Origin of the sequence: Hydrogenibacillus schlegelii (assembly GCF_001653195.1) — a bacterium.
In the GTDB taxonomy this organism is placed as follows: domain Bacteria; phylum Bacillota; class Bacilli; order Thermicanales; family DSM-22653; genus Hydrogenibacillus; species Hydrogenibacillus schlegelii.
The window spans coordinates 106,401-128,145 of the sequence record NZ_JXBB01000001.1; the positions used below are offsets into that span (position 1 = coordinate 106,401).

Genomic DNA, 21,745 nt, shown 5'->3' on the forward strand with positions numbered 1-21,745 from the left:
CGCCGCGGCCTTCTCCGCCCGCTCCGCGGTTTTCGTAGGCCTGAATGATTTTTTGCACGAGCGGATGCCGCACGACGTCCGTCTCCGTGAGCTCGGCCATGCCGATCTCCTCGATCCCCCGCAGGGTCTCCAGCGCGTCCCGGAGGCCGGACTTCTGCCCCGGCGGCAGGTCGACCTGCGTGAGGTCGCCGGTGATGACCATCTTCGATCCCTCGCCGAGGCGGGTGAGGAACATTTTCATCTGCTCCGGCGTCGTGTTCTGCGCCTCGTCGAGAATGATGAAGGCGCCGTCCAGCGTCCGGCCGCGCATGTACGCCAGCGGAGCGATTTCGATGAGCCCGCGCTCCATCGACCGGGCGACCTGTTCGGCGCCCATCATTTCGTACAGCGCGTCGTAGAGCGGCCGAAGATACGGGTCGACCTTTTCCTGGAGATCGCCCGGCAAAAAGCCGAGGCGCTCCCCCGCCTCGACCGCCGGACGGGTGAGGACGATCCGCCGGACGGTCTGGTTCTTGAGCGCGAGGACGGCAAAGACGACGGCGAGAAACGTCTTCCCCGTCCCCGCCGGTCCGACGGCAAAAACGACATCCCGCGTCTTGAGGAGGGAGAGGTACCGTTTCTGCCCGAGCGTCTTCGCCCGGACCGGCTGCCCCCGCACGGTGCGGGCGACGACGTCGTCGTAAAGGTCGAGGAGGCGGTAGACGTCGCCCTCCTCGTTCAGGCGGATGGCGTAGTCGAGATCGACGTCGCTGATGAGTTCCTGCCGCCGGATGAGTTTCAGAAGCACGTCCAAAAGCCGCATCACCGCTTCGGCGGCCGCCTCTTCGCCGACGACGACGAGCTCATCGCCGCGGCTGTGGATGGCCACCGGATAGGCGGCTTCGATCCGTTTTAAAAACCGGTCGCGCGGGCCGAAAAGGCGCTGCCCTTCGCTCGTCGTCCGGAGCGTCAGCGTGCGGGAAACCGTCGGCATCCGGTCGTATCCGTCTCCTTTGAAGGCGTCTCCTTTTGATCGGTCACTCCGTTCCGCCAGGCCTCGCCCCGTCCGCCGCGTCAATCGGCGCGGGACGGGCGATGTCCTCCACCACGCCGTAGTGGACGCTCACATACACTTTATCATCTTCGATGACCCGTTGCAAAACGGTTTCCGCACGGATTTCCTGCACGTCCCGCCCCCGCCGGTAAAGCTCCGCCCGGGCCGCCTGAAGCGCCGCCCGGAGCGCCGCCTCTTCGGAGATGTCGATCGTTTCTCGGGCGAGGGGCCGAAGGCGATCGATCTCGAGGGCCACCGGCAGAGACCACGGGCCGAAGGCCAGGCGCCACCGGCGGCGATCGACGAGGACGTCCCCCGACGCCGGCGGCTTTCCGTAGAGGAGCAAACGCCGGCCGCCCAGCGCCACCGCGACCGCAAGGCGCTCCGGTTCCCGGGTCGTGAAAAGCGCCCGTTTTCTCGGCACGGTCACCTGGACGTCGTACCAGACTTCGCCGTAGACCTTCCCGTCGGCGGCGACGGCGAGGGCGCGATCCGGCGGACCGATGAGGCCGGAGACGAGGACCTGCCCCGGTTCCACGACTTCCCCCCGCCGGACGACCGGGCGCCCGCGGGCGACGACGTAGTCGACGATGACCGCCTTCCGGTCGGCGACGAGGTGGCGGGGCGGTGGAACGGCGTCTTTTTCCCGGACGGTATGGGGAACGGCCGTGATCGTCACGCGGACGCCGGTGCGTTCGACGCCGACCCACGCCGCCCAAGGAAGCCGCGCCTTGAGCGCCCGCTCGATCGCCGCCGGTTCCGGAAGGTGGGACGCCGGCCGTCCGGGCTTAAGACCGAGGGCGGCGGCCGCCGCCCGGACGGCTTCGGCTTCCTCTCCCGTCACCCCGGCGACGTCGACAAACCAGATGAGGTTGGATAAAACGGCGAACAGGGCGAAAAACAAAAAAACGCCGGCGATGATCCCCGGCCGCCGGAGGAGGCCGGAGATCCAGAACGCACCGCCCCGGCGCCCGACGATCCGCACGCGGACGCCGGCTTCCCGAGCCGGCCGCCTCAGTTTCTTGACGTCGCCGGCCCGGACGACGATCCGGAGGCCGTCTTCGCTTTCTCGAACGTCCCAGAGGGGAAGGTCCGCCGCTACCCGGGTGAGAAACCGCCCGACGGCCGACCGGTCGCCGATGAGGCGAACCTCGGCGTACGCTCCCCACAGCCGATCGCGCCGCTCCATGGTGCTCTCCCTTCCGCCATCCGTGCTATTCGCTCCGATCCCAGTCGACGGAGCGGATGCGACCTTCGACGAGGGCTTCGCTCGGGTCGAGCGCCCGCAGAACGAGCTCTTCCCCCCGGACGGCAAGCCGGCCCGTTGCCGTCCGAAATCGGATTTCCGTGGCGGAAAACGCTTCGAGCCCGCGGTGGTTTTCGAGATAGAGGTGGACCGTTCCGATCGCCGTGACCCGGGGCACGTCGAGGACGACATCCGGCGGAAGTTCGGCCACCCGCACGCCGGCCTCGAACCAGCGCCTAAGCCTTCGCATCCACGGCGAACCTCCCCTCGTTCTTCTGTCCTTCTATGCCGTCCGGCGGCAAAATAAAACCGCCTGCAGCCCTGCTGCAGGCGGTCGACGTCGGACGGATCGTTCGTCGGCGATGAACCGGATGAAAGCGATCCGGCTTTCGGCAAATCCGGGGAATGCGAACCGGAAAACCGGGCCGGGCCGCCCGGCCCGCCGAAGGCCGGGGCTGCCGGTCGGGAGGGAGCGCCCCCGCCGCCGCGTTCTCAGCCGCGACGCTTCCGGGAACGGGCCGCCTCCGCCTTCTTCCGGCGCTTGACGCCCGGCTTTTCGTAGTGACGGCGCTTTTTCAGCTCTTTCAGCACACCGGCCTTCGCCAGATCTTTTTTGAACCGACGGAGCGCGCTGTCGAGCGAATCGTGGTCGTGCACCCGGATCTCCGGCATCGTTCTCCCTCCCTCCCGGCGAACCCCGATGCACCGGGAACGCCCAGTCTTCCGGGCCATCGTATCATAAATGCCGGTCGATGTAAATGGATCGGAAAAGCGGCCGTCCCGTTGATCGGGCGGAAGCGGTCGGATATATTCGCGATGACGGGAAACTTCGCGGTGATGGAAAAGGGGGATGCATGTTGAGACACGCCAAAACGATCGCGGCACTCCTTCTCGCCGCCCTCCTCGCCCTGGCCGGGTGCGCCGGAGCCGGCGATCGGGAACCGTCTGCGGGAACCGATCGACCGGCCGACGGCGCCTCCGGCCCCGCCGGTCCGGCGTCGCAGACGGAAAAGGAGGCCGTGTCGCCCAAAGAGGCGGAGCGCCTGCTCGCCGCCTTTCCGACCCTTGAGCCTCCGGCCGGGAAGCGGGCGGAGCGCCCGGTGGAACTCGTCCTGTTTGCCGACTTTAAATGCCCGCACTGCAAGGACTTTGAAACGACCGTGTTTCCCCGGCTGAAGGCGCAGTGGATCGAAAGCGGACAGGCCCGCCTCGTTTACGTGCCCCTCCCCGTTCTCGGCGGCGATGCGGTCAGCGCGGCCCGGGCGGCCCTGTTCGTGTTCGATCAAAAGCCGGAGGCCTTCTGGGCGTACGCCGAGAAATTGTATGCGGCCCAGCGACCGGTCCAAGAGGCGTGGGCGACGCCGGCGCGGCTTGCGGAACTGGCCGAAGCGGCCGACCCGGCGATCGACCAAGAGGCGGTGATGGAGGCGGCCCAGCGGGACGATCCCCGGATCGAAGACGCCTTCCGGCTCGCCCGGGCCTGGGGCGTGGAAGGGGTGCCGGCCCTTTTGGTCGCCGGGAAAGCGGTCGACCCGTTCGATCTGAACGCCATCCGGACGGCGGTCGAAGCAAGCCGAAGCCGGTGATGCCCGTCGCTTCGAGGTCAAACGCCGACCGGAGGTCCGGTCGGCGTTTGACGTGGCGGACGAGCCGAGCGCCCGCCCCCGGTCGGTTCTAGCGTTCGGGGGACGGAGCGTAAGCTGAAACGGCCCCGCCGGACGGGCGTCACGCGGGCCGTGCGGGCCGGACGTTTCCGGTACGATGCCGCGTTCCGGCTCCAGGCCGCACCCGCGGAAACCCCGGCGCCGGCGGAAAGCGGGGGGACCCGGACGACGCCCGGCGGGCAGCGGGCGGGACAGGCCCGGCCCGCGCGATCCGGATGCGACGGGAGGAGGCGGAAGGGTGCGCGAGACCGGAGCCTGGCTGATCGCCGGTTTGGGGCTTTTGCTGCTCGGCCTTAGCGTCCTCCGGCGGGGGCTTCAGGCTCTCACCGGCACGTGGGCGGCCCGGCGCCTCGAAGCCCTCGACGGCCGGCCGCTTTCCGCGCTGATCGCCGGCGGGGCGGTCACGGCGGCGCTGCAAAGCTCCAGCGCGGCGACGATCTTCCTCGTCGGCGCCGCCGGCGCCGGGCTATTGCGCCTGGAGGCGGCGATGCCGGCGGTCCTCGGCGCCAACGTCGGTTCCGCCGTGACGCTCGGCGTCTTCGCCCTGCCGCTCGATCGGGCCTGGGCGCCGCTTCTTGCGCTCGCCGGCGGGCTCGCCCTCCTTCCCCGCCGGACGCCCCGGGCCATCGGAGCGGCCCTCGCCGGCCTGCTCGGCGCGCTTTTCGGCCTCCGGGCCCTCGGCCGGGCGGCGGCGGCCGTGGGGGCGCCGGTGACGGCGGCCATGGCGGAGCATCCGCTTCGGGCGTTCGTCGCCGGCGTCGTCCTCACGGCGATCCTCCAGAGCAGCACCGTCGCCGGCGGTCTTTCCGCCGCCTGGCTCGCGGCCGGTCAGGCCGACCTTCAGGCGGCGACGGCCTTTCTCCTCGGCGCCAACGTCGGCACCACCCTCGACACGGCCGCCGCCGGCCTCTTGAGCCCCCGAGAGGGGCGGCTCGTAGCCGCCTGGCACGTCGCGGTCAACGCCGTCGGAGCGGTTCTTTTCTTGCCGGCGGTCGATCTTCTGGCCCGGGCCGCGGCGACGGCGCCGTCGCCGCTGGCCGCCGTCGCCGCGGTGCAGTTCTGGTTCAACGCCCTTTCGGCGGCGGCCTTTTTTCCTCTGATGAACCCGGCCGCCCGCCTGCTTCGGGCCGTCGACCGGCGGCTCTTTCCACCCCGCGCATGAACGAACCGCCGCCGACGCGGACGGGCGCCGGACGCGGGACGCCCGGAAGCCCGCTTTGCCAAACGCGACGGGGCGGCGCCCCGCTTCGCCGCCCGCGGGGCGCCCGGCGGGCCGGTTCCCGGCCGACGGTCAGCGCCCCTCCGGCAGCGGAAGGAACGGCACGGCGCCGCCGGTGACGTTCGGAAGCTTGCCGTCCCATTTTTCGACGGCCATGCGCTGGACCTCGATCTCCCGGAGGCGAAGCAGCTCCGGCGTGATCTGCTCCCGCTGGATGCGAAGGGCTTCGGCCTCCGCCTTGGCCTGTTCGATTTTCTGCTGCGCCTCGACCTTGACCCGTTCGAGGTCCCGCTGGGCCTTCAGGGCCTTCTGCTCGGCGGTCAGCTTTTCTTCGACGGCCTTGTTGAACTCGTCGCTGAAGTCGAAGTTGACGATGTTGTAGCCGTCGACGACGATGCCGTACGGCCGAAGCCGTTCCGCGAGGAGCGCTTTCGTCTCTTCGCTCACCTTCTGCCGCAGGGTGATGAGCTCTTCGGCGGTGTAGCGGGCGGTGATCGCCTTGAACACTTCCTGCACCGAGGGGTTCACGACCTTGGACGCGAAGTCGACGCCGAGGCGCTGGTAGACGTCCGCCGCCCGTTCCGGGTCGATGTGGTAGTTCAGGACGACGGTGCTTTTGACGACCTGCAGGTCCTTGCTCGAGGCGGCGGCGTCGGTTTCGCTCTTCTGCACCCGGACGTCCATGAGGACGACGTTCTGGGCAAACGGGATTTTGAAGTGCAGCCCTTCGTCCCAAACTCCCCGGACGGCGCCGAACTGAAGAAGGACGCCTTTGTGCCCCGCCGGCACCGTGGTCACCGACAAGGCCAAAAGGCCCGCCGCCACCGCCACGATGCCGATGAGGACGGCGAGCAGCCGGACGGCCGGGGGCTTCGGCCCCTTCACTTCGACGACGTTTTCCCGCGCTTCTTGGAACACCGTCATCCCTCCGCGTTTGGAAAATTGTGTAAAACATGCGCCCGGCGCCGGGCGCCGGCAGAGCGGCCGCCCTCGGCAAGCGGACCGCCTTCGACGGTCCATCGGCCTCGGCGGCCGGGCCGGCTTCGGCGGACGGACCGGCACCGGCCGCCTTCCGCTCACGGGACGGCCTTCTCATCGGACGCCGCGTCTTCCGGCGCCGGCAGTTCCCGGACGATCGCCGGACCGCTCGAGGTGCCGAGGCGGTCGGCGCCGGCTTCCAGCAAGGCGAGCGCCGCCGAAAGCGTCCGGATGCCGCCGGACGCTTTGACGCCGGCCCGATCGCCGACGACGGAGCGAAGGAGGCGCACGTCCTCCACCGTCGCCCCGCCGGGGCCAAAACCGGTGGACGTCTTCACAAAGTCGGCCCCCGCGGCGACCGCCCATTCGGCGGCCCGGCGCTTTTCCTCTTCCGTGAGGAGGGCCGTCTCCAGGATGACTTTGACCGCCGCCTGGGGTTTGGCCGCCTCGATGACGGCCTCGAGATCCCGCCGGACGCCGTCTTCGTCGCCGGATTTCAGGGCGCCGAGATTGACGACGACGTCGATCTCCTCGGCCCCGGCCCGGACGGCCTGGTACGCCTCGTACGCCTTGGCCTCCGGGAGCGTCCCGCCGAGGGGAAAGCCGACGACGGCGCACGGCCGGATGCCGGTCCCCCGGAGCCGGTCGGCGACGAGGGGCACCCACCACGGCTGGACGCAGACGGCGGCAAACCCGTACCGGACGGCATCTTCGACCAGGCGGAGGATGTCGTCCTTGGTGGCTTCGGGTTTGAGAAGCGTATGGTCGATCCGCCGGGCGATCTCCCGCCGGAGCGCCTGAAGGGCCCGGACGAGGATCGGCCGGTTGTTCGGATAGCCGGCCGCTTCCTGCGCCGGGAGCGCGCCGTCCGCCGGAATCCAGCGGACGCCGGCGATTTCCTCTTCTTGCACCCGGAGGGTGCCGCCGGTTTTTTCGATCAAATAGTAATGGACCGTTTTGTGAACGGTCTGGCCGTCTCCGCTCTGGAACGCGTACGCGACCTCACCGAGCGGGGCGACGATGCGCCCCCGGATGCCCGTCTCTTCTTCGATTTCCCGAAGCGCCGCTTGCTCCAGCGATTCCCCGGGCTCCGGGTGCCCTTTGGGCAGAGAAAGATAGCCAAATCGGTCGTCGATGAACAAAAGGCGGAGCGCCCCGCCTTCGACGGTGTAGACGACACCGCCGGCCGCGATATCGTTCAACCGCGCGCCTCCTTTCCTTTCGCCTCGGCTCTCGGTTCGCCCCTCATCCACCCGTCTCCCCGCCGGACCCCCGCCGAAACGGCGATCCTCCGCCCACGAAACGCCACCTTCCGCTGATTAGGAACTGATCAGGCGCCGGCAACCGGAGAAAGCAGGCGCACCGGCGTTCCGCGGAGGACTTCCCCGTCGAGGGCGTCAAGGCGAACCCGGACGAGCTCGCCGATGAGAGACGGATCGCCGGGGAAAGACACCCGGAGGTAGTTGTCGGTCAGACCCGCGAGCCAGACCTCTCCGGCGTCGGCGTCCGCCGGCGGTTTCGCCTCCCGGGCTTCCGGCAGGACCGAAAGCACCCGGCCGAGGAACTTTCTCCGGTAGGCGGCTTTGAGCCGTTCATTCAAGGCGAGCATCGTCTGCACGCGGCGTTTTTTCTCCGGCTCCGGAACCTGGTCGGGCATGCGGGCCGCCGGGGTACCGCTCCGCTTGGAGTACGGGAAGACGTGGAGTTCGCTGAAGCCGATCTGTTCGACGAACCGGACGCCGGCCTCAAACATCGCCTCCGTCTCGCCGGGAAAACCGACGATGACGTCGGTCGTGATGGCCGCTTCGGGAAAAATCTCCCGGAGCCGCTCGATGCGGGCGGCGTATTCGCCCGTCGTGTACTTCCGGCGCATCCGCCGGAGGACGGCGTCGTCGCCCGCCTGCAGCGGGACGTGAAAGTGGCGGCAGAGCTTTTCCGAAGCCGCCATCGCTTCGAAGACGTCGTCGGTGAGCTGGCTCGCCTCGATGGAGCTGATGCGGATGCGCTCAATCCCATCGATGCGGCTCAGATCCCGAAGCAGGTCCGACAGCCGGTAGCCGTCGAGATCTTCGCCGTATCCCCCGGTGTGGGTGCCGGTGAGGACGATCTCCCGGTAGCCGGCCTCCGCCAGCGCCCGGGCTTCCGCCAGCACGTCCTCCGGCCGCCGGCTCCGGGCAAGCCCTTTCGCCCAGGGGATGATGCAAAAAGTACAGAAATTATTGCACCCTTCCTGGATCTTCAAAAAGGCCCGCGTCCGCTCGGCGAACTTCGTCACCGTGAGGTTTTCGTATTCCCGGACCTTCATGATGTTCGTCACGGCGTTTACCGGACGGCGGGTCCGCCGGGCCTCCTCGATGTACTCGAGGAGCCGGTTCCGGCCGGTCGTGCCGATGACGACATCGACGCCGGGGATGGCGAGCACCTCTGCCGGCGACGTCTGGGCGTAGCAGCCGGTCACGGCGACGACGGCGTCGGGGTTTTTCCGCACCGCCCGGCGGATGATCTTGCGGCTCTTCTGGTCGCCGGTGTTCGTCACCGTGCACGTGTTGATGACGTAGACGTCGGCTTCGTCCTCGAAGTCGACGCGGGTGTAGCCGCGCTGTTCAAAGAGGCGCCAGATCGCTTCCGTCTCGTAAGCGTTCACCTTGCAGCCGAGCGTGTAAAAGGCGACCGTCGGCATCGCCAACCCTCCGTTCCTGCCGGGCGGTCCGGCCCGTCCGCGAGACAAAAGACGTTCATGCAAAACGACGCCCATCGGGCGCACGAGCCCGGGGCGCTCCGGACAGCGCGATTATAACATAAAACCCGCCGGCCGAGGGAAGGCGGCCAGTTTCTGACGACGGCCGTCGGCGGCGAAGACGGCGACGACGAGAAGCAGCGCGAGCCCGATCGCCCGTCCGGATCCGGCATCCTCGCCCTCGGTCGTTTGTCTTTGGCTCCGCCGTCCGCCGTTTGACGAACGGCCTTCGGAGCCTCCGGTTCAATGATAGGGCATCCGGCGGATCGCCCCTTGGGCCGGTCCTCTCCGGCGCTTCACCCTTCGGTTCGATTCGATGAGTGGTTTCGACGCCGGAGCCGGCGGCAGCGGTCCGCGGCGTTGACATTTGTCTTGACACATGTAATAATACGGGCATGAGACCGATCGACGCGAACCATGATGCCGCTTTCTTCTTCGCACCGGACGATTTCTTGGCTCAGGGCGACCGGCTTGACGCCGATCTCCTCATCCTAGGAAGCGGCCTCGCCGGTCTCATGGCCGCCCTTCGGGCGGCCGAGCGGGCGAAGGCAGCCCGGATCATCCTCCTGACCCGCGGCGCCCTCGGCGCTTCGGCAAGCCGGTTCGCCCAGGGAGGCCTCGCCGCCGCCGTCGGCGAGGACGACACTCCGGCCCGGCACGCCGAAGACACCGTCCGGGCCGGCCGCGGCGCGAACGACCGGCGGATCGTGGAGCGGGTGACCCAAGAAGCGCCGGAGATCGTCCGGCGCCTCGCCGCCTACGGCGTCCCCTTCGCCCGAACGACGGCGGGCGCCTTTCACCTCAGCCTCGAAGGCGGCCACACCCGCCGGCGGATCGTCCACGCCGGCGGCGCCGCGACCGGTCGGGCGATCGTCGACACGCTGGCCGTCCGGGTGCGGTCCTCCGCGACCGTCTCCGTCTTCGAGCGGACGGCCGCCTTCGCGCTCCTCGATGACGGCTCCTCCGTCCTGGGCGCCGTGGCCCTCCGGGCCGACGGCTCCGCCGGCTCAGGCGAAGGCACCGGCGCCCGAACCGTGCGCCCGCTCGTCGTCCGGGCTCGGGCGACGCTCCTCGCGACCGGCGGGGTCACCGCCCTGTTCGGCCGGACGACCCACCCACCGGAAGCGTTTGGCGAGGGCATCGCGCTGGCCGCCGGCGTCGGCGCCACGGTGCGAGACCTCGGGCGGATTCAGTTTCATCCGACGGCGCTGGACGTCCCGGAGCGACCGCTTCCCCTGCTCACGGAAGCCCTTCGGGGGGAAGGCGCCCGGCTTTTAAACGCCTTCGGCGAACGGTTCATGCCCCGCTACGATCCGGCGGCGGAGCTCGCGCCGCGAGACGTCGTCGCCCGAGCGGTCTTTTGGGAGCGACGGCGAACCGGCGGCGTCTGGCTCGACCTCCGGCCGGTGCGGAGGCTCGCCGACCGTTTTCCGACCATCGACATCGCCCTTCGATCGCGAGGGTTTGACCCCGACCGGACGCCGGTCCCCGTCGTTCCGGCGGCGCATTTTACGATGGGCGGGATCGTGACGGACGCCTCCGGCCGGACCACGGTGCCGCGGCTGTACGCGGCCGGCGAGGTCGCCTGGACCGGCCTTCACGGCCACAACCGCCTGGCGAGCAACGGTCTTCTCGAAGCGGCGGCCTTCGGCGGCTGGGCGGCGGAAGCGGCTCTGGACGAACCGCCGCTCTCTTTGGCCGAACGGCGGGCGGCGGAGGCGGCCGCCGCCAAGGCGCTCGGGCGCCTCGACGCCGGTCGGGTGCGCCTCACCCCGGCGCCGGAGACCCTGGCCGCCCTCGGGGCGATTCTGGACGCCGGCGCCGGCCTTGCCCGAACCCCGGAGGCGGTCGAACGGGCCCTTCAGGCGCTGTCAACCCTCGCCGAGGCGCTCCCGCCGGAGGCCGTCTTTGACGCTCTCGCCGCCTCCGCCGCCCGTCTCGTGCTGGAAGACGTCCGATCCGGTTCCGGGTAAACCGGTGAGGCCGGTTTTCACTCCGGATCGGACCGACCGTTTCCGACCGGCCAGCCGTTCAAACGCAGCGAAAGGGGCTGGGGCATGATGGATCCGTGGCTCGTCGATGACCTCCTCCGCCGGGCGCTCGCCGAAGACATCGGCCGGGGCGACCGGACGACCGACGCGATCGTGCCGCCGGACGTCCGGCTCACCGGCGTGTTCGTCGCCCGAACGTCCGGCCGGATCGCCGGCCTTTCGGTCGCCGCTCGGGCGCTGGCTTTGCTCGATCCCGACGTTCAGACGACCCTGTGGGTCAAAGATGGCGACGACGTCGAATCCGGCACCGCGCTCATGCGGGTCACCGGCCGCGGCCGGGCGCTCCTTTCCGGCGAGCGGGTGGCCTTAAACCTCCTCATGCGCCTCTCCGGCATCGCCACCGCCACGCGGGAGATCGTGCGAAAGGTCGCCGATCTCCCGGTCCGGATCGTCGACACCCGAAAGACGATGCCGCTTCTCCGGGTGCTCGACAAATACGCCGTTCGCGTCGGCGGCGGCGCCAATCACCGCTTCGGCCTCGACGACGCCGTCCTCATCAAGGACAACCACCTCGCCGTCGCCGGCTCGATCCGGGAGGCGGTGGCCCGGGTCCGCCGGCACGTCGGCCCCTTCGTGCCGATCGAGGTGGAAGTGGAGCGGCCGGAAGACGTCGACGAAGCGGTCGCCGCCGGCGTCACCGCCGTCCTTTTGGACAACATGACGCTGTCCGAAATGCGGGAAGCGGTCCGGCGCGCCGGGCGGCGGGTGATCGTCGAGGCGTCCGGCGGCATCACGCCGGAGAACGTCCGGGCCGTCGCCGAAACGGGGGTCGATCTCATCTCCCTGGGCTGGCTGACCCATTCGGTCCGTGCGCTCGACATCGCTTTTGACCTGGAATGATGAATTCCATCCGATCATCGCGGGCGGCCGCCCGGAGGCGGCCGTTCGGTCCGGGAGGAACGGAAGATGGCGATCGAAGCGGAAAGCGTCGCCGCGCTGTACGAACAGCTGAAGCGCCGCCTCGCGGACGTCTATCCGGACGCCGAGCTTTTTCTGAAGGCGGAACTCGCCTACGAGATCAACCGCCTGAAAAAAGAAAAAAACGCCCTCATCCTCGGACACAACTACATGGAACCGGCCCTCTATCACGCCGTCGCCGACCTCGTCGGCGATTCCCTCGAGCTCGCCCGGCGGGCGGCGGAGACGGACCGGCCGATCATCGTCTTCCTCGGCGTTCACTTCATGGCCGAAACGGCCAAAATCTTAAACCCCGACAAAACCGTCCTCATCCCCGCCCTCGGGGCCGGCTGCTCTCTTGCCGAAAGCCTGACCGCCGACGACGTCCGGCGACTCAAGGCGGCCTACCCCGGAGCGCCGGTCGTCGCCTACGTCAATACGTCCGCCGAAGTCAAGGCGGAAAGCGAGATCTGCTGCACCTCCTCCAACGCCGCCCGCATCGTCGCCTCCCTCGACGCCGAGACGGTCATCTTCATCCCCGATCAGTACCTCGCCGCCAACGTCGCCCGGGAGGTTCCGGACAAAACGATCGTCGCCTGGACCGGCCGCTGCATCGTGCATGAACAATTCTCCGTGGAGGACGTCACCGCCGCGCGGCGGCAGTTCCCGGACGTCGTCGTCCTCGCCCATCCGGAATGCCCGCCGGACGTCGTCGCCGCCGCCGATTTTTCCGGCAGCACCGCGGCGATGATCCGCTTCGTCCGCGAACATCCCGCCCGGCGGGTGATACTTCTCACCGAGTGCGCCATGGGCGACAACATCGCCGCGGAAAACCCGGATAAGGAAATTCTGCGCCTCTCATGCCGCCGCTGCCCTTACATGCAAATGATCACGTTGGAAGCGACGCTTGAAGCCCTCCGGGAACTCCGCTATCCCGTCGAGGTGCCGGAACCCGTCCGCTCCCGGGCCCGTCGGGCGCTCGAGCGCATGCTCGCGATCGCGTGACGGTGTTTTGTTCACTCGGTCCGAACCGGCCGTCCGCTTTGGCGGATCGGCCGGCGTTCCGCCTCCTCGCTCCGAACCGGCCGCCCGTGTTGGGGATCGAAGGGCCCTGCCGCCGACGATGCGGCGGCTTTTTTTGCCGGCTTTTTTGCCGAGCGGCTTTTCAGGCGGCGTTCAGATCGGATCGATTAGACTTTAGGCGAGCCAAACCACCAGTTTGTCCCGAGGAGGGAAAACCATGCGCCTTTCGACCCGCATTCGGCGGATCGTCGTCGGCGGATCGCTCCTTCTGTTCGTCGCGATCTTCGCCGCGATCGCCGCTTACGGCGAGCCGACGGGCGGAAAAGGCGAGCCGACGGGCGAAAAAACGGCGAGTTCGGACGACCCGGGTCCTTCCCCGGCCGCCGACGCCGGCGAGCGGGGGCCGTCCATCCCGGTCGCCTCCGCCCAGCCGGAGGCCGACCGGCGGACGACCTCCCTCGTCCGGATCTTCGACCATGACGAGGACGATGAGGACGACGAGGACGACCGCTCTCATCGCCTCGCACCCCGGCCTGCGCTCAGCGCGGCCCCGACCGACGCGCCCTCGCGAACGCCTGCGCCGAACGCCTCCCGCACCGTGCGCACCCGCGTCTCCTAGACGGCCGTCCGCTTTCCTCCGAGGGGGCCGTCTGCCTTCATTGGAAGTTGAGGAAAATCCGATCCGCCGGCCCGGGCGATCGTCCGAGGACCGCCGACCGCCAGAAAGGAGGAACGTCGTGGACCGCCTTTTCATTTTTCTCGTCGATCGGCTGGCGGCGGCGATCGTCGCCCTGCCGACGTGGGAGATCATCCGCGCCTCCGGCCTCGTCGCCTTTATTCTCCTTTCGCTCGCCGTAAGCGCGGGCCTCCTCGCGGCGCTTCCGGTCTTCGCCGGCCCCCCAAAAGCCGTCCTCGCCCTCGTCCACCGTACGGCCGGGTGGCTGGCCCTCGCCTTCGGCTTCGGCCACGCCCTTTTCCTCATCGTCGACCCGTTCGTCGCGTTTCCGTGGTTCAGCCTCTTTCTGCCGTCTTTTGCAAGCGGTCGGGACGTCGCCTACGGGCTCGGCATCCTCGCCCTGTACGGACTGGCGGCGCTCCTCCTCACGTCGGATCTGGCCGCCCGCCTCGGCGCCGCCCGTTTCCGGCGCCTGCACCGGCTCGCCTATCCGGTTTACGTCCTTTCACTCCTGCACGGCCTTCTCGCCGGAACCGACGCCCATACGCCGTGGGTTTCGGCCCTCTACGGCGCCTCCGCCGGCATCGTCGGGCTTCTTTTCCTCATCGCCCTCTCCCGTCGCGGCGCCGAGGGACGCGGGCGTCCTCCGGAACGCGCGACGGAAAGGAAGGTGAGCCATGCGGGTGCTCCTCGTTGAAGACGACGAAAAACTCGGGCGGCTCATCGTGCACAAGCTCGCCCGCGACCACGGCTTCCGCGTCGAGTGGGCGAAAGACGGCGAGGAAGCCCTGGCCTGGGCGCAGGCGGAGCCGTTCGACATCGTCATCCTCGACTGGCGCCTCCCCGGCCGAAGCGGCCTGGACGTCCTCCGGTCGCTCCGGCAGGCCGGCTTTGCCCCGCCGATCCTCATGCTCACCGCCCGGGACGCCGTCGACGACCGCGTGACGGGCCTGGAAGCGGGCGCCGACGATTACCTGGTCAAGCCGTTCGCCTTCGCGGAGCTCGCCGCCCGCCTTCACGCCCTCCTCCGGCGGCCGCCCCGGTGGGAAGGAGACGGGCTGGCGATCGGCGAGCTTACCATCGACCGGCGGACGAAAACAGTCCGCTGGAAAGGCCGCGCCCTGAATCTCACGCCGCGGGAAGCGGACATCGTGCTCGCCCTCGCTCGCCGCCCCGGCGAGGCGGTGTCGCGGGACGAACTCTTTGCCCGCGTGTGGGGAAACGAGGACGTGACGCCGAACGTCCTCGACCAGTACCTCGCCCGCCTCCGGAGAAAATTCGAAGCGCTGGGCGAAGAGGCGCCCGCCATCGAAACCGTCCGCGGCGTCGGCTACCGGCTGCGGGAGGCGCGCGATGGGCGCTGATCGAAACCGCATCCCGTTTCTCCGCCGCCGGCCGTCGCCCTGGGCGCGAAGCCGCCTGCGGCTCGCCCTCCTCTTCGGCGGCGTCGTCGGCGCCGTCGCCCTCCTGATCGTCGTCCTCCTCGCGATCGCCGTCGAACGGATGATCGTCCGCCACGAGACGACGGAACTCGCCCGCCTCGCCGCCGACTGGATCGACCGCCGGCGCGAAACCGGCGGACAGCCGACTTTCGACGTCCGGACCGAGGCGACGGACTACGGCGCGCTCCGGCATCACTTCTATCTCTGGACCGACCGCCTCCCTCTCCGGGACGCGCCGGAGGCGGCCGGAAGCGAAGGGAGTCGGGCAGCGAACGATCGCCGGCCGGAATTCGGGGCCGGGTCTCCGGCCGCGCCGGAGCCGACCGCCCCGTCGGCCGGCGGCGCCGACGTCGCGTGGGTGCTTCGCACCGTTCCCGCGACGCCGACGGCCGGGCAGCTCCTCTGGCTCCTTTATCCGACCGCTGAGCGGCCACAGGCCGTCTACGCGGCCCTCGCCGTCCCGGCCTTCGGCGGCTGGCTCATCGTCGGCGAAGAGACGAGCGACTACTACTTCCTCCTGCGGGAACTCAAAGGCCGGGCCGGGGGGCTGGCCCTCGTCGCTCTGCTTCTGAGCGCGGTGGTCGGGTCCGTCCTCGCCGGCCTCGCCCTCCGGCCGCTCCTCGACGCCCGGGAACGGGAACGGCGCTTTACGGCCGACGCGGCGCACGAGCTTCGGACGCCCCTTGCGGTGATCGGCGCCGTGCTGGAGGTGCTGGAAGAAATTCGCCCCGACTGGCCGCCGTTTTACCAGGACGTCTTCCGCGACCTCGGCGACGAAGTGGCCCGGCTCCAGCGGACGGCCGACGGGCTTCTCTGGCTCGCCCGGCGGGAGACGGAGGCGCCGAGGGAAAAGAGGCCGGTCGACCTTCGGACGCTTGCCCGCGAAGCCATCCGCCGCTTCCGACCGCTCGCGGAAGCCCGCGGCCTTGAGCTCGTTTTTCGCGAAAAGGTTCGCGAAACGGCGAGCGCCCCCGACGCCGCGCGGCCGGCGGTTTCGCCCGCCGGCGGCGCGTGGGTCCTCGGCGATCGCGACGATTTGATGCGGCTTTTCGGGAACCTCCTCGACAACGCGATCAAATACACGCCCGCCCCGGGCCGCATCGACGTCGACCTCGCCGAAACGGCCGAGGCGGTCGTCCTCACCGTGAGGGACACCGGGCCCGGGATGGACGGGGAGACCCTGGAACGGCTTTTCGACCGCTTTTACCGCGGCACCAGCGCCGGAAGCGGATCCGGCCTCGGGATGAATATCGTCCGGGCGATCGTCCAGGACCACGGCGGCACGATCGACGTCGACAGCGCTCCGGGGCAGGGGACCCGCATCCTGGTTCGGCTGCCGCGGGCCGATCCGGCCCCGGCCCCCTCGCGGCCGGCGCCCGGTGAAAGCGGCGAGCGGTCGTAATCGGGCCGGACGCGGCTACGCCCCGGTCGGATCGTCCGCTGTGACAGTCGATCAGCGAAGCGATGAGGCCGCCGTAGACGAAACCCGGAAGCGCGAGGTGTTCCGGGCGGAGGGATGCTCCGTCACGGTTTCCTCGCCGTCCCAGCGGGCGCGAAAGCCGAGCGAAGCGCCGTTGTTCCGGCCGCAGCCGTAACAATGCGCAAAGTCGTCCGGACGGTGGTCCTGCACGTACGGAGAACGGAGAGGTTCCGCCGTCGATCGCTCCTTTCGCCTGCATCCCCGACCGGCTTTCGCCAGCCCTCAATTCAGGTGAAACCAAGTGAAATCAAGGAGGACCGCGTCATGAAGGCGCCCATCCGCTGGCTGGGTGGCGGCATCGCCGTCGCGGCGGCGATCGCCCTGTTCGCCGCCGTCCAGCACGCTCCATCCTTCCGCACCGCCGTACTCCCCCCGCCTCCGCCGAACGAAAGCCCCTCCGAAGCGCCCCCCGCCGCCGCACCCGCCCCCGTTCCGTCTCCGGAGCCCACCGCGCGAGCTCCGGGAGAAGCGGCCCTTTTCCCGGGCGGAGCGCCGGCAGGGAGCGAGGCGATCGTCGGATCCGCCGTCTGGCGCCCGGAAGAGGCCGACCGGTCCGCCGGGGAAGACGAACGGGAGAGCGAACAAAAGGACCGCGAAAAGGCCGGGGCGGACGCGGACGAAAAGCCCGAATCCGACCAACGCGATCGCGCATCGAGCGAAAAAGTCGCGAGCGAAAAAGACGAAAACGAACGAACAAAAGAAGCGGACGAAATCTGGCGCCCGGACGAGCCCTCCCGGGAGGCGAAGCGCCATGACTGAAGGGGCGGAGCCGATGGTTTCCGCCCGGTGGGCGGCCATGGGCACCGAGAACGAGCTCGTCGCCCCGGAATCCGCTCGCCCGATCTTTTCGACGATCGAACGATATTTTCGCACCGCCGAGCGGCGCCTCTCCCGGTTTTTGCCGGAGAGCGACATCGGACGCCTCAATCAAAGCCATTCCTGGACGCCCGTCTCTTCGCTCGCCTTTCGCCTCCTCTGGGCGGCGGATCGATGGTGGCGCCGGACGGAAGGGATTTTTTCTCCTTACGTCCTTCCGGCCCTTCTCGCCGCCGGTTACGACCGGCCGTTCGACGCCCTCCGATCGGAAAACCGTCCCGCGATGCGGCCCTCCGCCGGCGCCCCGGGCCGCCCGAAAACGCCGGCGACCGGCGAAGCGCCGGGCGAGGTCAAGCCGCCGGCGCCCCCGTTTCCGGCTTCCGAGCCGCGAACGAGGGGCGGACGGCTCCCCGCGCCCGGTTCATTCGACCCGAAGGCGCCGCCCCTCCGCTTCGACGTCCGGCGCCGGCGCATCGAGCGGCGCCCGGACGTCGCCGTCGACCTCGGCGGCATCGCCAAAGGGTGGGTCGGGCGGGAGGTCGCCTTCCGCCTCAGGCGCGCCGGCGTCCGCCTCGGCGCCCTGAGCGCCGGCGGCGACCTCGTCGTCTGGAACGACGCCGACGACCTCCCCTGGACCGTCGAGATCGAGCCGCCCGCCGATTTCGACGGCGATCCGCCCCCCGGTCCGTTTCGCTTGAGGCGCGGCGCCGCCGCGACGTCCGGCGTCCACCGGCGCCGGTGGACGGCCGACGGTCCCAAGCACCACCTCATCGACCCGAGCACCGGGCGACCCGCGGAAAGCGACGTCCTCCAGGCGACCGTCTTGGCCGCCGATCCCGTCGAAGCGGAAGCGCTCGCCAAAATCCCGATCGTCCTCGGCGCAAAGGACGGCATCGCCTGGCTCGAAGCCTACGCCCGGCGCGACCGCCGAAGCGGCCTCGTCGTCCTCCTCACCGTCGACGGCCGCTGGCACGTCCGCCGTTTTGCCCCGACGCCCCCGGCGCCGAACCGGCGCCCCCCCGGTGACGCCTGAACCCGGCCTCCGTTTCTTCAGGCCGGACGGCCCCCCGATCCGTCGACCCCAACCGAACCGGCGGCCCCAACCGAACCGGCGGCCGAGGGCACCGCCGCCTCAACCGGCGGCTCAAGCTCGACCAGGTCGTAAGCGCCGGCGGCGCCGTGGAGCCGTCCTTCTTCGATCGTTCGCCCGAGCCGCGCCCCGTCCCTCAGCGTCGGGGTCGACGCCGCAATGAAATAGCGCCGGCGAAAGCGGCGCCGGCGGCCCGACGAGGATGCCGAGGGCCTTCCGCGAAAGGGCGAGAAGGCGCGGCAGCGTTTTGTTGACGAGCCAGGATGTGATTTTAATCTCCTTTGAGAAAGGGATGCTGGCTTGCGGAGATTGAACGAATTCGATCCATGAGTCCGGTTTTCCTTCGTAACAAAGATTTTTTTACCGGCCTTCAAGGGTCGTCTGTTGTCATGCAAACCCGTTATTATTTGGATCAAATGGCTACTTTGCAAAAGCATTAATGATTAGGATATAGATTGTTGCAATTAACTGTAAAATAGGTACTATGACTATGTATTTCCCTATGGACCAAAAGAAGAAATAAGAAATTAACACACTCAGTATTGCGCTTAAAAAAAGGGATAACGACGCTTTTTTTCTCCAACTATAAATAGAAAAAAGAACAACAAGGATAATCGGGGCAATTATTAAATACTTTCCTATAGACCAGATAAAAATAAGTGAAATAGATGCACCTACCGTTGAACCTATAAAAACCAATGCGGGTTTCCCTTTTCTCCAACCGTAAATCGAAAGGAGCATCACCATTGCATAGACGACCAAGGATAACGGACCCGCTATATCCCAAAAATCCCAAAGCTTATATGCGAAATTTATGTAAATTGTTTCGATCGGCATCCCTGAGTCCTCCTTAAATTACCTGTTCCTTATACGAGTCTGAATACGCAAACTCATATTGAATCCGACCGTCCAGCCGCCCTCCACGCCGCCAGAAGACGCAGGCCCGCGTCCGGCCAGGCTTTCTGAGCCTCGTCCACGTGAAGGGCATGATCGCGATCAACGAATACCGCGACAGTTTCGGCTTTCCGGGGTCGAACGGCAAGACCCACCCGCCGCCCCTCTCAGCCTTGCGGGTCAGAATCCTCACGAACGCTCCCAGCCCGGAGCGTGATGCGCGCTTCGGTCCTGAGAAGGGCCTCTGTCTTGCGCCAAAATTTCGGCCCCGGTTTGACGCGAGGTCAACTTTCCCTATACAAAGCTAAACGATCTCCGGCTTTGTACCAGGTACTCGCTGTGCAGACAAAGGCCTTTCGCCTTTGCCGACGGCTCCCTCCGCCGCCGTCTGGCCGGTCCGGCATCCCCTGGCGGAGAAAACCCGACAGGACCCGGTCGGGTTTGCGGCTGCCGAACCGCTTCCCGGCGTTTTCCGTCCCTCAGGCGCTTCGCCATCGGGCTCATACCGGGAGGGGGAGTGACCCCGCCTACCCGCCGCCCCTTTGCCCCCACCCCCTGGTGTTGCCGGAAACCCGGGCCGCTCCCGGCAGGGAAGAACGGCGGGCTTAAGAAAGAAATCTTAACCCGATTCAACGAAGATCGTTTCGACCCAGACGGAAGGGGTGAAACCCTTGATGTTGAAGGAACGGGCAATTTTCTTTCGGGTCGCTTTAAACATCCCGTAGAGCTTTCCCCAGAGCTTCCCGTGCGTCCATCCTTCCCCGGGCGAACGTCCGAGAAGCTTCTGGAGCAAGCCCTTCGGCACCTTCTCTTTGAACCCCAGCGCCCGGCGGGCGATGACCAGGGCCGCCGCCTGGTGGGCGTTCAGTCCGTAAGTCTCGGCGTATTTGAAAAAGCCGATGAGCGAAGTGTAGGCCGCGGGAACGGTAAATACGGCGATGCCGTGTTTTCTTAAAGCGACGATGAGACGGGTAAAAAGCAGCTTTTTGGTGAAGTTGTGGGTGATGCGATTGAATACCTTGTTGGTATCGTGGTCCTGGGCGAAGAACAGTTCCTCCAGAGCCACCTGCCTTACGCCTAAGGACGCGAGCCAGTCGGCCACTTCATTGGCCAGGTTGCCGGCGATCCACTCCCGCTTTTCGCGGGAGGCGTGCACCAGATCCGGGCTCCAGAAACAGCGGGAAACCTTAAAGTTGCCGTTCGGCAAGGCCACGGTGGCGGCCACCACGTTCGGATTCAGATCGATCCCGGCCAGAGCTTGGCTTCTGTCCGGGACAGGGAGCGGATCGCTTTTCAGGGGAAAGGAGATGAAACCGTCGAATCGGTCGTCCTTCCGCACGACCCGAACGGTGTAAGCCTCTCCGGCATCCAGGTGTTTCTGAAGAAGGGTTCTATACCTCGCCGGGACCTCAAGCGGCACGGTGACCCAATCCGTTTCTTTCCTACGACGACCGTGTTTACTTCCCGGCATCGGAGGAATGTATACGTTGAGCCGGAAGGAATCGGTCAGCGGATCATGAACGATCTCGGTGTTCGCATTGCCGTGCTGACCTTCCAGTCCCTTCTGGTTGGCCTGACCCACGGAGTAGAAAGCGTTTGATCTCAGTTCCCGCCACTTCTCCCGGGAGAGCTTTCCCCGCTGAAGCTTGAGCAGGTTCTTCTTGCCGCCGAAGACGGCGGGCGGAACTTCACCGCGGTCCTGAAAACCTTTCCAGTAGGCGAGTCTGGCCCGGAGCCGATCGAGCCGCATCTGGATGCCCCGGCGGTGGCGTTTGTCCTTCGTACGCTCCAGCTTCTCCGCGGCCTTTTCGATCTTGGCCTCCAGGTCCGAAACGTGCATGTCAACCTGCGCTTTCTGACTCTCGAGGGTGGCCTTTGCGTCCTCCACGGCCCACTGGCACCAGCGGGCGTTGGGGAAGAACTTCTGATAGAGGTCCTTGACAATTTCGCCCGTCTTCTTTCCCCGCCTCAGCGCCTGGTAGGCGGTGCGCCGGGCCGTCTGGTATCGACTCATGAAGAAAATGAGCTCGGCTTTTGCCGTCTCATTCGGGTATATCCGGCCCGGGATTGTCACCATGTCGGCGGGTTTTCTTGACTTTATCCGCATTGTCTTTATCCGCATCCGTCATGGCCTCCCGCACCCTTTGGCGAAACGCCCTGCTGCGTGGACCGTCAGGTCCATCTGGCCTTTGCGGGCCATTTTGAAAAGCCGGGCCAACCCTTTGCGTTTTTCGTTGAGTCCGGAGCCCTGTTCGGCGATGACGGCGACCACTTCATAACCCCTGGCCCGGCAGTGTTCCTCCAGGCGCTGCCTCTGGCGTTCCAGGTTACCCGCTCCGGCCTGTTTAGCCGAAGATACGCGGGCGTAGAGGACCGCCCTGCGGCCGGAAGGCAGAGCTTCACCGAGGAGGCGCAGAATTTCGCTCCTGGGGAAGCGCCTCTGGCCGGAAGGCGTTCGGATGCAGCGGATTTTGCCCGCCTTTTCCCAAATCACGTCCC

Annotated in this window: 21 protein-coding genes and 3 pseudogenes; 11 read left to right on the plus strand and 13 right to left on the minus strand. The window is 67.7% G+C overall.

The features are described 5' to 3' along the window. Nucleotides 1-22: 22 nt before the first annotated feature. The 4 genes and pseudogenes from SA87_RS00475 to rpsU form a co-directional block, all read right to left on the minus strand. A pseudogene (locus SA87_RS00475) lies at nucleotides 23-973 on the minus strand (PhoH family protein); the annotation flags it as partial. Nucleotides 974-1,016: 43 nt separating this feature from the next. Then, a complete protein-coding gene (locus tag SA87_RS00480; protein WP_066197480.1) occupies nucleotides 1,017-2,222 on the minus strand; it encodes a sporulation protein YqfD in 1,206 nt (401 codons plus the stop codon). Nucleotides 2,223-2,247: 25 nt separating this feature from the next. Next, nucleotides 2,248-2,529, minus strand: coding sequence for a sporulation protein YqfC (yqfC, locus tag SA87_RS00485; RefSeq protein ID WP_066197483.1), 282 nt, complete (start codon nucleotides 2,527-2,529; stop codon nucleotides 2,248-2,250). Between the two features lie 242 nt (nucleotides 2,530-2,771). Then, a complete protein-coding gene (rpsU, locus tag SA87_RS00490; protein ID WP_066197486.1) occupies nucleotides 2,772-2,951 on the minus strand; it encodes a 30S ribosomal protein S21 in 180 nt (59 codons plus the stop codon). A 185-nt stretch (nucleotides 2,952-3,136) separates the two neighbouring features. On the opposite strand from rpsU, the gene SA87_RS00495 reads away from it, so the two are divergent. Together SA87_RS00495 and SA87_RS00500 are read left to right on the plus strand one after the other, a co-directional pair. Continuing rightward, nucleotides 3,137-3,865: a DsbA family protein gene (locus SA87_RS00495; protein ID WP_169793370.1), complete on the plus strand. Its 729-nt coding sequence runs from the start codon at nucleotides 3,137-3,139 to the stop codon at nucleotides 3,863-3,865. 316 nt (nucleotides 3,866-4,181) lie between these two features. Beyond that, on the plus strand, nucleotides 4,182-5,105 hold the full coding sequence (locus SA87_RS00500) for a Na/Pi symporter (protein WP_066197494.1): 924 nt from the start codon (nucleotides 4,182-4,184) through the stop codon (nucleotides 5,103-5,105). A 129-nt stretch (nucleotides 5,106-5,234) separates the two neighbouring features. Here SA87_RS00500 and SA87_RS00505 read toward each other — a convergent pair whose 3' ends face one another. From SA87_RS00505 to mtaB, 4 genes and pseudogenes are all read right to left on the minus strand, one after another. Then, nucleotides 5,235-6,086: a prohibitin family protein gene (locus SA87_RS00505; protein WP_082718207.1), complete on the minus strand. Its 852-nt coding sequence runs from the start codon at nucleotides 6,084-6,086 to the stop codon at nucleotides 5,235-5,237. A gap of 152 nt (nucleotides 6,087-6,238) precedes the next feature. After that, complete coding sequence (gene deoC, locus SA87_RS12440; RefSeq protein ID WP_066198007.1) at nucleotides 6,239-6,922, minus strand: deoxyribose-phosphate aldolase; 684 nt, start codon at nucleotides 6,920-6,922, stop codon at nucleotides 6,239-6,241. A gap of 63 nt (nucleotides 6,923-6,985) precedes the next feature. After that, nucleotides 6,986-7,393, minus strand: a pseudogene (locus SA87_RS13825) (NUDIX hydrolase); the annotation flags it as partial. A 77-nt stretch (nucleotides 7,394-7,470) separates the two neighbouring features. Then, a complete protein-coding gene (gene mtaB, locus SA87_RS00515) occupies nucleotides 7,471-8,820 on the minus strand; it encodes a tRNA (N(6)-L-threonylcarbamoyladenosine(37)-C(2))-methylthiotransferase MtaB (RefSeq protein ID WP_066197497.1) in 1,350 nt (449 codons plus the stop codon). 452 nt (nucleotides 8,821-9,272) lie between these two features. Between mtaB and SA87_RS00520 the strand changes: the two genes are divergently transcribed. From SA87_RS00520 to SA87_RS00550, 7 genes are all read left to right on the plus strand, one after another. After that, nucleotides 9,273-10,850, plus strand: coding sequence for an L-aspartate oxidase (locus tag SA87_RS00520; RefSeq protein ID WP_066197500.1), 1,578 nt, complete (start codon nucleotides 9,273-9,275; stop codon nucleotides 10,848-10,850). 84 nt (nucleotides 10,851-10,934) lie between these two features. Then, on the plus strand, nucleotides 10,935-11,768 hold the full coding sequence (nadC, locus tag SA87_RS00525; RefSeq protein WP_322787497.1) for a carboxylating nicotinate-nucleotide diphosphorylase: 834 nt from the start codon (nucleotides 10,935-10,937) through the stop codon (nucleotides 11,766-11,768). A gap of 66 nt (nucleotides 11,769-11,834) precedes the next feature. Beyond that, a complete protein-coding gene (gene nadA, locus SA87_RS00530; RefSeq protein WP_066197504.1) occupies nucleotides 11,835-12,830 on the plus strand; it encodes a quinolinate synthase NadA in 996 nt (331 codons plus the stop codon). A 235-nt stretch (nucleotides 12,831-13,065) separates the two neighbouring features. Further along, nucleotides 13,066-13,467, plus strand: coding sequence for a hypothetical protein (locus SA87_RS13380; RefSeq protein WP_066197505.1), 402 nt, complete (start codon nucleotides 13,066-13,068; stop codon nucleotides 13,465-13,467). 118 nt (nucleotides 13,468-13,585) lie between these two features. Next, on the plus strand, nucleotides 13,586-14,221 hold the full coding sequence (locus tag SA87_RS00540) for a ferric reductase-like transmembrane domain-containing protein (RefSeq protein ID WP_066197510.1): 636 nt from the start codon (nucleotides 13,586-13,588) through the stop codon (nucleotides 14,219-14,221). Then, complete coding sequence (locus SA87_RS00545; protein ID WP_066197512.1) at nucleotides 14,202-14,888, plus strand: response regulator transcription factor; 687 nt, start codon at nucleotides 14,202-14,204, stop codon at nucleotides 14,886-14,888. The genes SA87_RS00540 and SA87_RS00545 overlap by 20 nt, the downstream gene beginning before the upstream one ends. After that, nucleotides 14,878-16,368: a sensor histidine kinase gene (locus SA87_RS00550; protein ID WP_066197515.1), complete on the plus strand. Its 1,491-nt coding sequence runs from the start codon at nucleotides 14,878-14,880 to the stop codon at nucleotides 16,366-16,368. The genes SA87_RS00545 and SA87_RS00550 overlap by 11 nt, the downstream gene beginning before the upstream one ends. Before the next feature lie 40 nt (nucleotides 16,369-16,408). Here the strand turns inward: SA87_RS00550 and SA87_RS13830 are convergent. Next, nucleotides 16,409-16,596, minus strand: a pseudogene (locus tag SA87_RS13830) (PaaI family thioesterase); the annotation flags it as partial. Nucleotides 16,597-16,710: 114 nt separating this feature from the next. Between SA87_RS13830 and SA87_RS00555 the strand changes: the two are divergent. Together SA87_RS00555 and SA87_RS00560 are read left to right on the plus strand one after the other, a co-directional pair. After that, nucleotides 16,711-17,205 carry a hypothetical protein gene (locus tag SA87_RS00555; RefSeq protein WP_066197519.1) on the plus strand — a complete coding sequence of 165 codons (495 nt, stop codon included), beginning with the start codon at nucleotides 16,711-16,713 and terminating at the stop codon, nucleotides 17,203-17,205. A 13-nt stretch (nucleotides 17,206-17,218) separates the two neighbouring features. Further along, a complete protein-coding gene (locus SA87_RS00560) occupies nucleotides 17,219-18,295 on the plus strand; it encodes an FAD:protein FMN transferase (RefSeq protein WP_066197521.1) in 1,077 nt (358 codons plus the stop codon). A 111-nt stretch (nucleotides 18,296-18,406) separates the two neighbouring features. On the opposite strand, the gene SA87_RS14300 is transcribed toward SA87_RS00560, so the two are convergent. The 4 genes from SA87_RS14300 to SA87_RS14305 form a co-directional block, all read right to left on the minus strand. Next, on the minus strand, nucleotides 18,407-18,676 hold the full coding sequence (locus SA87_RS14300) for a Rossmann-like domain-containing protein (RefSeq protein WP_082718050.1): 270 nt from the start codon (nucleotides 18,674-18,676) through the stop codon (nucleotides 18,407-18,409). Nucleotides 18,677-18,772: 96 nt separating this feature from the next. Then, the gene (locus SA87_RS12915) at nucleotides 18,773-19,189 is read right to left on the minus strand and encodes a hypothetical protein (protein ID WP_156423408.1); all 417 of its coding nucleotides are present in this window, start codon (nucleotides 19,187-19,189) and stop codon (nucleotides 18,773-18,775) included. 676 nt (nucleotides 19,190-19,865) lie between these two features. Beyond that, entirely contained in the window at nucleotides 19,866-21,260 is a 1,395-nt protein-coding gene (locus SA87_RS00565; protein ID WP_211264123.1) for a hypothetical protein, read from the minus strand. A 111-nt stretch (nucleotides 21,261-21,371) separates the two neighbouring features. Continuing rightward, a complete protein-coding gene (locus SA87_RS14305) occupies nucleotides 21,372-21,740 on the minus strand; it encodes a recombinase family protein (RefSeq protein WP_211264125.1) in 369 nt (122 codons plus the stop codon). Between the last annotated feature and the right edge of the window lie 5 nt (nucleotides 21,741-21,745).